The sequence below is a fragment of the Steroidobacter sp. genome (genome assembly GCF_016790065.1).
Lineage (GTDB): Bacteria > Pseudomonadota > Gammaproteobacteria > Steroidobacterales > Steroidobacteraceae > Steroidobacter.
Genome location: NZ_JAEUPY010000786.1, coordinates 1 through 8496, shown reverse-complemented (window position 1 = coordinate 8496; position 8496 = coordinate 1). Strand labels below are relative to the sequence as shown.

Annotated in this window: 9 protein-coding genes; 4 read left to right on the top strand and 5 right to left on the bottom strand. The window is 59.1% G+C overall.

What is annotated here, in order from left to right; genetic code table 11:
- Nucleotides 1-35: 35 nt before the first annotated feature.
- Entirely contained in the window at nt 36-704 is a 669-nt protein-coding gene (locus JNL55_RS31885) for a class I SAM-dependent methyltransferase (RefSeq protein ID WP_293864169.1), read from the bottom strand.
- An 82-nt stretch (nt 705-786) separates the two neighbouring features.
- On the bottom strand, nt 787-1638 hold the full coding sequence (gene panB, locus JNL55_RS31880; protein ID WP_293864166.1) for a 3-methyl-2-oxobutanoate hydroxymethyltransferase: 852 nt from the start codon (nt 1636-1638) through the stop codon (nt 787-789).
- 105 nt (nt 1639-1743) lie between these two features.
- Here panB and JNL55_RS31875 point away from each other — a divergent pair, with 105 nt between their 5' ends.
- A complete protein-coding gene (locus JNL55_RS31875; RefSeq protein ID WP_293864163.1) occupies nt 1744-2676 on the top strand; it encodes a LysR family transcriptional regulator in 933 nt (310 codons plus the stop codon).
- Nucleotides 2677-2707: 31 nt separating this feature from the next.
- Here JNL55_RS31875 and JNL55_RS31870 read toward each other — a convergent pair whose 3' ends face one another.
- Nucleotides 2708-3118 (bottom strand): DCC1-like thiol-disulfide oxidoreductase family protein, encoded by a 411-nt coding sequence (locus JNL55_RS31870; protein ID WP_293864160.1) that lies wholly within the window; start codon nt 3116-3118, stop codon nt 2708-2710.
- A 1-nt stretch (nt 3119) separates the two neighbouring features.
- Nucleotides 3120-3407: a hypothetical protein gene (locus JNL55_RS31865; protein ID WP_293864157.1), complete on the bottom strand. Its 288-nt coding sequence runs from the start codon at nt 3405-3407 to the stop codon at nt 3120-3122.
- Between the two features lie 139 nt (nt 3408-3546).
- On the opposite strand from JNL55_RS31865, the gene JNL55_RS31860 reads away from it, so the two are divergent.
- The 3 genes from JNL55_RS31860 to JNL55_RS31850 all read left to right on the top strand — a co-directional run bounded on the left by JNL55_RS31860 (nt 3547) and on the right by JNL55_RS31850 (nt 7667).
- Nucleotides 3547-5040, top strand: a complete 1494-nt coding sequence (locus tag JNL55_RS31860) for a hypothetical protein (RefSeq protein ID WP_293864154.1) — start codon at nt 3547-3549, stop codon at nt 5038-5040.
- 273 nt (nt 5041-5313) lie between these two features.
- Nucleotides 5314-6483 (top strand): ABC transporter permease, encoded by a 1170-nt coding sequence (locus JNL55_RS31855; RefSeq protein WP_293864151.1) that lies wholly within the window; start codon nt 5314-5316, stop codon nt 6481-6483.
- Complete coding sequence (locus JNL55_RS31850; RefSeq protein ID WP_293864148.1) at nt 6483-7667, top strand: ABC transporter permease; 1185 nt, start codon at nt 6483-6485, stop codon at nt 7665-7667. Before JNL55_RS31855 ends, JNL55_RS31850 begins: the two co-directional genes overlap by 1 nt.
- 254 nt (nt 7668-7921) lie before the next feature.
- On the opposite strand, the gene JNL55_RS31845 is transcribed toward JNL55_RS31850, so the two are convergent.
- On the bottom strand, nt 7922-8188 hold the full coding sequence (locus JNL55_RS31845; protein ID WP_293864145.1) for a DksA/TraR family C4-type zinc finger protein: 267 nt from the start codon (nt 8186-8188) through the stop codon (nt 7922-7924).
- Nucleotides 8189-8496: the final 308 nt, after the last annotated feature.

Below are 8496 nucleotides of genomic sequence, written 5' to 3'. Positions count from 1 at the left end.
ACTCAAGGAAATCGAGATCTATCCCTGATCGAAGGTCAAGCCGCGGCGCTCGTTGAGCGCCGCGCGACCACCAGCCAATTGTTGAACGGGGTTCGACCCCATAACGGTTTGAACTCTGCCTGCAGGCCGTACTGCTTGAGCACGCGACGTAAATCGTCCGCGGAAGGCTGCGCCTTGAAAGACGTCTTCATCCAGCCGACCGAGTGACCGAAGCGATCCGTAGCTCGCGTCATGGCGCTTCGCCAGGTGCCGTCGGCCAAGCCGGTGCGAATCACTAGCTGGCCCTCTTTGCTGACGCACTGAGCAGCCTGCTCCAGTAACTTGCCCTGCGCCTGCTCGGGCAGATACTGAATCACATCCAAGAGCGCGACACTGCCCTGATGTTCAGGGAAGCGCACGCTCAAATCGCAGACCTGAAAGTCCGCATTACGATGGCCGCCGCGCGCCGAGGCGAGGCGGGCGGCTTCGATCTTCACTGCGTCGGTGTCGACGCCGACATACGGCAGCTGACGGCCGCTCGCTCGCAGACAATGCAACAACAAGCCGATGCCGCAGCCCAGGTCCAACACCGGCACCGACTCGTCAGCGAACGCACTGGGCACGGCTTGATACAAGGGATCCATCGCCAGTTTGCTCAGCGAATACCAATAGCGGTATTGATCAGGCAAAAAGCTGGCGGCGATCGCGCGCTTGGGCAGGGTCATATCCGTTCTTGAGATTGCCGGCACTGGTTGGCCGGGATCGCAAGATTACTATGCCCACACTCTCGACGTTGAAGCTTTGAATTCAGGCCGTGAGCAGAGCGCGGAACCGTTCCTTGGCTTCGGCACCCAGGTCAGATGTCTGCTCAGCGCCGGGGAAGGTGCCTTCCGTAACATCGGCCACGTACTTGCGGGTCGCAGCCACTAGGTCCTGCGCTACGTTCAAATAGCGACGTGTATGGCGGGGCTTGAAATCGGTGTACAGACCGAACAAGTCGTGGAACACCTGGACTTCGCCATCGCAGTGAGGTCCGGCACCGATGCCGATGGTCGGGATCGAGACCCGCCGCGAAATCTCCTGAGCGACTGACGCGGGCACCAACTCGAGCACGATGGCGAAGGCGCCCGCCGCTTCGAGTGCCTCGGCATCCGCAACCAGCGAAGCTGCAGCTGATGGCTCCTTGCCTTGAATGCGCGGACCGCCCATCGCGTGCGTGGATTGCGGAGTGAAGCCGAGATGACCACACACTGGAATACCGACGCTCACCAGTCGCTCGATGGTCGGCGCAATCGAGACGCCGCCTTCGATTTTCACCGCGCCGACTTTGCCTTCAGTCAGCAGGCGCGCTGAGTTGCGTAACGCATCTTCCACCGACACCTGATAGGTCATGAACGGCATATCGCCCACCAGCAGCGCACGCTGGCTGCCACGCGCCACCATCTGCGAGTGATAGATGATCTGATCCAAGGTGACGGGGAGGGTGGTGTCCTGACCCTGGACCACCATTCCCAACGTGTCGCCGATGAGAATGAACGGCACACCGGCGGCATCGAGCATTTGCGCCGACGTGTAATCGTAGGCCGTTAGTGCCGCGATCCGTTCGCCACGGCGTTTCATGGCGACGATGTCCACCGTCGAGAGTCTTTGACCTTTCATGAGCCTGTCCCCCACAGGTTATTCGGCGCGACGATTCCATTTGGCGAGCCATTAGTCAACGCTAAGGTCCTTTTCATTTCCACAAGCAAATGCTTATATGACGAAATGACCCTCGAAGATTTACGAATCCTGGTGGCGGCCTGCGAGGTGGGCAGCATGAGTTCGCTGGCGCGTGAGCTGCAACGAACTCAATCCTCGGTAAGCCAACACATCGCACGGCTGGAAGCCGAGTTGGGCATTCGTTTGTTCGAACGGCATGCGCGAGGCATTCAACCGACCGCAGCCGGCAAGGTGCTCAAGGATTTTGCGCTGGAGGGCTTGGATGCCATCGAGGTCGGGCTACAACGCGTGCGAGCGCTTCAGCACGGCGAGTCGGACACGGTGACCATCACGACTGGCGGGACCACGGTGCGGCACTTCATGCGTCAAGCGGTGGTTCGTTTCCGGAAAGAACATCCGAAGGTGAACTTGCGTTTCTTGCCCGCCAACTCCACGCGCCGTTGTTTCGAGATTCTGCGATTGAGTCAGGCGGATCTGGGCTTCGTCACCACAGGCGAGCCGGTGCGCGGTATCAACGAGAAGCCCATCGCCAAACAACGCTTGTTTCTACTCACCACCAAGAGCGATCCCTTGTCCCGCCGGCGCAAATTACGACTTCAAGATTTGCAGGGGATTCGTTATCTCGGGCTCGCCGGTGGCACCACTCATCACAGCGCCATCGAGCAAGCAGCGTTACAGCGGGGCGTCGAGCTCAAGGCGGAAGTGGCGTTCGATGACTTCGACACCGCGAAACTGTTCGTCGAACTCGGCCTCGGGCAGGCCATCGTGCCGGCGGTGCATGCGTACAATTTTGAACGTAGCGGTGGTTCGGTGCAGGCCGTGCTGATTGCGGATTTGCCACCGGTCTCCATCGGCTGGGCTTTCCGGCATTGGCATCACTTGTCACCGGCGGCGCGTGAGTTCGTCGCCATCGCCAATCAGGAAATCGGCAAGTTGCATAACGTGCCTGGATTGGAGCTGGCAGCCGCGATTCGCTAACAAATAATTGTTAGAAAACTCGACAGTGACTTCACTCCGGCGTCGGGCTGGGCTGTAGGCGAGACCGACCGAGCAGCTTCAATGTGAGATTTCTTCCGGCACGCAGGAGGGGATAGGCGAAGCGCGAAAATGCCTGCGAGCGAAATGCCAGCGAGTTGATGCGATTGAACCAGCCGGAGGAGGTGGTCAGCAGCGCCAGCGCATGGATGCAATCGGCGCCGTGGTAGTAGCGCCCATTCAATTTCAACACCATGCCTTCGTCGACGTCGTAGCCCAAGCGATTCACTTCGTCGACCAGCGCCGGATGTTCGCGCGCATTCGCCAACGTCACCGTGCCGACGGCTTCACGCAGCCTTACATGCACGACATAACGTGAGCAGAATGGACATTCACCGTCGTAGAGCAACCAGTTTGCCGCTGGTTTTCGAGAGCTTTCGGTCACGTCAGTCCGTCGAACCGCTGGCGCCTGAACTTTTATCCGGGCATTCGGAGTAAAAATTGCAACCACTCAACACGGGCAGGTTGCGCATGGCGTCGTACGCACCGGCCAGCGCCAGCGCGGCGAGAAAATAAAGCGCCCATTTCCGGCCAGAAACCATACAAAAATCCCTTCCCGAGGTGGGCTCGATACTACTCCAATGCGGTCCGACATTCAGCACGCGCGCGCCGGCATGCTTTTCGCTTCTATGGTTCAGGCTCGCTGTCATTTGTTTGGAAATCGTGGCATCCACGCAGCGGCCGCGCTGGTGTGGCGCAGGTCAGGAACAGGTAGCGCCAATTTGAGGCAGCTGGCACACTCGCGCGGCCTCGGCAGCCGGGGCGCTCGCATCGTTACAGAGAAGTTTAGAGATAACAGGGGCACCAGGGAGCATGAGCGCTCGGGCAGATCGATCCATGGGTGGATTCTGGCGGCAATTGCGCCCCTCCCTGAGCCAGGCCAGCGACCAGGTCGCAGCCGACGGCTTGATTGCTTTTTCACCGGTGTGGGCCGCGGCAGCGATTTTCAGCCTGGCCGGCGATCGCACCATGCTGGTGTTTCGTGACGGCGCGTTACTGGGTTCGCTGACTTGGGCGGCCATTTCCGTAGCACTGTTGTTGATCTGGCGGCCGCGTTGGACACCGCTGCTGGTGCTGCTCGCCGGCATCATGCTGACGCGTTACTCGGTCGCCATGCCGGTGGCCGGCAACAACAAAATGATTACCGCGTTCATGAACGCGTCGATTCTGGTCATTTGTTTGAACGCCGTCTTGCGCTACCAGGGCACTGCGCAGGTCCGAGAAAACATTTACGAGAATATGCGGGTAGCGGCGAGGGCGTTGCTCGCCATCATGTACTTCTACGGCATCTTCCATAAGATCAACACGGACTTCCTGGATCCGCGCGTCAGCTGCGCCGTGGCCTTGTATATGCCGCTAGCGGACGGCTTCGGTTTGCAAAACAGCCTGGCCGGCAAATATTTTGCGATCTGGAGCACGTTCATCGTCGAAGCCATCGCCATCGTTTCGTTGTATTGGAAACGTTGGTTTGCGGTCGGCTTGTTGCTGGCGTTGATGTTTCATTTCGTGATCCCGATTTCCGTGTACTCGTGGTACATGGATTTCTCGAGTTTGGTGTTCGCGCTGTACATCTTGTCCGTGCCGCGCGAAGTGAGTCAGCGCTTCTACGACAGCTGCGCGCGACTGTTCCGGGTATTGCGTGAGCGCTTCGGCACCCTCGGCCAGGCATTGCCGTTCGGCCTCGTGATCGGCGGCGTGATCCTCGTGGTCGCGGTGCTGTCGCTGTACAGCCGGCAGGCGCATATCCCGCCGTCTCATGCTTACCAGTCTGTTTGGGTGTTGATGTGGGTGGTGTATGGCGGCATCGCCATGCTGTTGCTCTCTGAAGCAGCGCTCAGCCATTTGCCTTGGCAAGGCAACCCCGGGCCACGACGGTCACTGTGGCTATATGCCATCCCGACCGCGTTGTTCATCATCTGCCTGGCGCCGTACTTTGGCTCGAGGACGGAAGCGTCGATTGCCATGTTCAGCAATCTGCATACCGAAGCGGGCAGTTCGAATCACTTGCTGATCGACCAGCCCATCGATCTGTTCCCGTATCAGCGGGAGGTCGCGATGATCAAGGCATCCTCGGATCCGGATCTGCAACACTTCGCGAATCGCGACCAGGGCCTGGTGATGTTCTCGCTGCTGGAACGGCTGCGTAAGAAGCCGGACCAATGGGTCACCTACGAACTCAACGGCGTTCGTCATGAGAAGGCCACTGCCGAATCGCTAGGCGCAGCGACTCACGCCAGCTTCTGGGAACGCAAGCTACTCATCTTCAAGCCCGTGGATTTCGCGCGACCGAAGGTCTGCACTCACTGACGTGCGCATAGAAGCTGTCGATCTTGGCTGACGGAATAATCGATTAGAAAGGCCGAGCCGGGCGGATTACCTTGCAGTCATGTCTGCAAAACACCCAATCCGTACCGGCTTCCGTGCCGTGGCCGCCACCGCCATCGTGGCGGGTGCGTTAATGAACGTGATTTCCCACGAGCCAATATCCATCGACCACGCGATCGAACGCCCCGCTGGGGGCTGAGCGCGAGATGAGCCCGGTCACGCACAACAGCTACGGCTGTTCTGCGAGGCCTTCGCATGGGGTATCTGCATCTGATCTGGGCAGGCATGTTCCGGCGCAGAGTGCGGACCATCTTGATGCTGCTGTCCATCACCGTGGCCTTCCTGCTTTACGGGCCGTTGGAGACGGTGCGAAGTACGTTCGCCAACTTCGGACAATCCATCGCAGGGCATGACCGGCTACTGACTCTATCCAAGCTGCGACCGGGCGCACCAGTATTGCCGCAGAGCTTGTTGGAGCGGATCAAAGAAGTCCCCGGCATCACCAACGTCGACTATGCCGTCTACTTCGGCGGCACTTACCAAGACGCCAAGAACAATGTTCCGCTGGAAAGTCACACCGAGACGTTTTTCGATCTGTATCCCGAGCTGGCACTGACTGCCGGCGAACGTACCGCGTTTCAACAAACTCGCACCGGTGCCATCGTCGGCGCAGGCCTGGCCAAGAAATTCAACTGGCGCATCGGCGACAAGATTCCCTTTCAGACCACGGTGACACGCAAAGATGGCTCCAATGTTTGGACCTTCGACGTGGTCGGCATCTATCGTTTCACCGATCCTGGAATGCAGGTTTGGGACAACACTGTTTACATCAACTGGCACGGCTTCGATGAGGCGCGACTGACGGCTAGCGGCAACGTCGGTTGGTATGTGCTCAAAGTCGCCAACACGAATCAGGTCGACAATGTCGCGCATGCTGTCGATGCGCTCTCCGCCAACTCAGCGCACGAAACCAAGACTCAAAGCGAGAATTCCTTCAGCGCCGGCTGGATCGGCCAGATCGGCGATTTCGGCTTGATCGTTACGTCGATCATGAGCGCGGTATTTTTCACCTTGCTGTTGTTGACCGGTCACACCATTGCGCAGGCCGTGCAAGAACGCATTCCTGAGTTCGCTGTGTTGAAGACGCTCGGCTTCTCTGGCGGCACCGTGTTGGGATTGGTGCTCAGCGAGTCTGTGCTGTTACTGCTACTCGGTAGCACGTTGGGCTTGGCGTTAGCGACGCTCGCACTGAGCTTCGCCAGTTCGTTGCCAGACGGAGCGTTACCGGTGCCGCTGCAGCCAGTCAGTGTCGATGTGTGGCTGCGAGGCTTGGCCGTGGCAATCCTGATCGGCCTGATCGTTGGCGCCGTGCCCGCGCTGCGTGGCCTGCGTTTGCGAATCGTCGACGCGTTGGCGGAGAAATGATGAGCGTCGTGCGACAGATCGGTTCGGTCGCTCTCGTTGGCATTGCCACTATTCCAAAGCGACTCGGTGCTGCTGCGGTCGTGGTTGTGGGCATTGCCGGTGTAGTAGGGGTGTTCATCGGATTGTTGGCGATAGGAGAGGGGTTCGAGAGAACACTCCAGCAAAGCGGGAATGACCACACCGCCCTCATTCTTCAAGCCGGCACTCAGTCTGAAGCCGCCTCCTCGCTGGCTCGCGACGTACCGTCGATCGTGTCGCAGGCTGCGCAGATAAAAAGGAACGCTGAGAATCGTGCCATCGTGTCTGCTGAGTTGCTGGTTGCAGCGAGCTTGCGAAAAAGGAGCACGGGACTCGAAGCCAATGTCGCCGTTCGTGGCATCGGTGAACGAGCCTGGGAATTACGGCCTCAAGCGATGATTACCGCCGGTCGACAATTCCAGCCGGGCTTGCAGGAATTGGTGCTCGGTGCCGATGCTCATCGTCAGTTTCTAGGAACGCAGCTCGGCGCGACGCTGATGCTCAACGGTCAGGCATGGCTCGTGGTCGGAATCTTCGATTCCGGCGACGCTCACAACTCAGAAATCTGGACCGACAGCGACGTGCTCGGGTCTGCGTTCCGCCGCGGCACCGGCAAATCGTCGCTGGTCGTGCAATTGACCGACGCCAGCACCTTCGACGCATTCAAAGCACAACTGGTCAGCGATCCCAGTCTCAACATCGACGTAATCACCACCCAGCAGTACTACAGTCGCCAATCTGCACGAGTTGCCAAGATGAGCCGTGTGTTCGGCATCGTCATTGCGACGATCATGGCGCTCGGTGCGACATTCGGCGCGCTCAACACGATGTATGCAGCAGTCACAGTCCGCGCACGAGAGATCGCAACACTGCGAGCAATCGGCTTCAGATCGATTCCTGTGGTCGTATCAGTCTTGCTGGAGACTCTGTTGCTGGCTGTAGCCGGCGGCGTGATCGGCGCAGGCATCGCTTGGCTGTTATTCGACGGCCTCCAAGCATCCACGATGGGCTCGAGCGGCGGCCAGATCATGTTCGCGTTCGAGGTGTCAGCCCAATTGCTTGCCAGTGGCGTGATCGCCGCGTTGGCCATCGGTCTGGTCGGTGGACTGTTGCCAGCAATCCGGGCCGCCCGGATGCCGATCGCAATGGCGCTAAGAGAGCTCTGAAACCCCCAAAGGGCCAGGGTTGGGATGGCCAAGGAAACCGCCCTAGGCCACCATCCTAGTGCGCATAATGCATATTATGTCATATAAAGGATGTGGGTTCTGGGCCTGTCCAAAGCCAGGCTTGAATCTGTATCCGCTCAGCCGCTCACCACTGAATCAGGTATTCCATCGCGCCGATGGTTGTTTGCGTGTCGTAGTTTTAGAAACGTTGCTCCAACGATCTGATCAGTTTCAGTCCGTTGAGCGAGCGGAAATCAGCGCAGCTGGCTGTCTTTACTGCCGCGGCGGTTGTAACCGCTGACGGCGGCGTTTTCTTTGTCTTCGGCTTCTTGGCAAGCGACGCACAGGCGCACGCTTGGCAGCGCCTTGCGGCGGGCTTCCGGAATCTCAGTCCCACAATGGGCGCAATGGGTCAGCCCCGGCCCGCTGGCCAGCTGGCTCTTGGCGCGCTCAACGGCGTCTTTCACCGTCGCGTCGATTTGATCCTGCACGGCGCCGTCGCCGGCCCAACCCGTTGCCATCGCCCCTCCCAAACCGTTGCCCAACCAACCGCAATGTGGGGTCGCGCTGTGACCTGCGCAAGACCCTGACCGGAGGCTGACCTGGCGGCGATTTCGGCCTCAAATTGAGGCGGGCTGCGCTTCGCCCTGACCCACTGGAGAGCATTACCTAAGCAAAGCAACCACAATTCGGAAGAATTGGCATCGCATTGCCAAAAAATCTCGCCGGGCCGTTGCCATTCGCAGTCGCTGGAGTATATTCCGGCTCTAGACGCTTGAGCGGACGAATAAAACCGCCAGGTGACTTAAAGTAACTTCTCAGCTATCGC

Bases quoted from the DNA above. Each gene is read 5' to 3' on its own strand.
- JNL55_RS31855 (WP_293864151.1), top strand. From the start codon at position 5,314: ATGGGGTATCTGCATCTGATCTGGGCAGGCATGTTCCGGCGCAGAGTG.
- JNL55_RS31845 (WP_293864145.1), bottom strand. From the start codon at position 8,188: ATGGCAACGGGTTGGGCCGGCGACGGCGCCGTGCAGGATCAAATCGAC.
- JNL55_RS31860 (WP_293864154.1), top strand. From the start codon at position 3,547: ATGAGCGCTCGGGCAGATCGATCCATGGGTGGATTCTGGCGGCAATTG.
- JNL55_RS31850 (WP_293864148.1), top strand. From the start codon at position 6,483: ATGAGCGTCGTGCGACAGATCGGTTCGGTCGCTCTCGTTGGCATTGCC.
- JNL55_RS31885 (WP_293864169.1), bottom strand. From the start codon at position 704: ATGACCCTGCCCAAGCGCGCGATCGCCGCCAGCTTTTTGCCTGATCAA.
- JNL55_RS31875 (WP_293864163.1), top strand. From the start codon at position 1,744: ATGACCCTCGAAGATTTACGAATCCTGGTGGCGGCCTGCGAGGTGGGC.
- panB (WP_293864166.1), bottom strand. From the start codon at position 1,638: ATGAAAGGTCAAAGACTCTCGACGGTGGACATCGTCGCCATGAAACGC.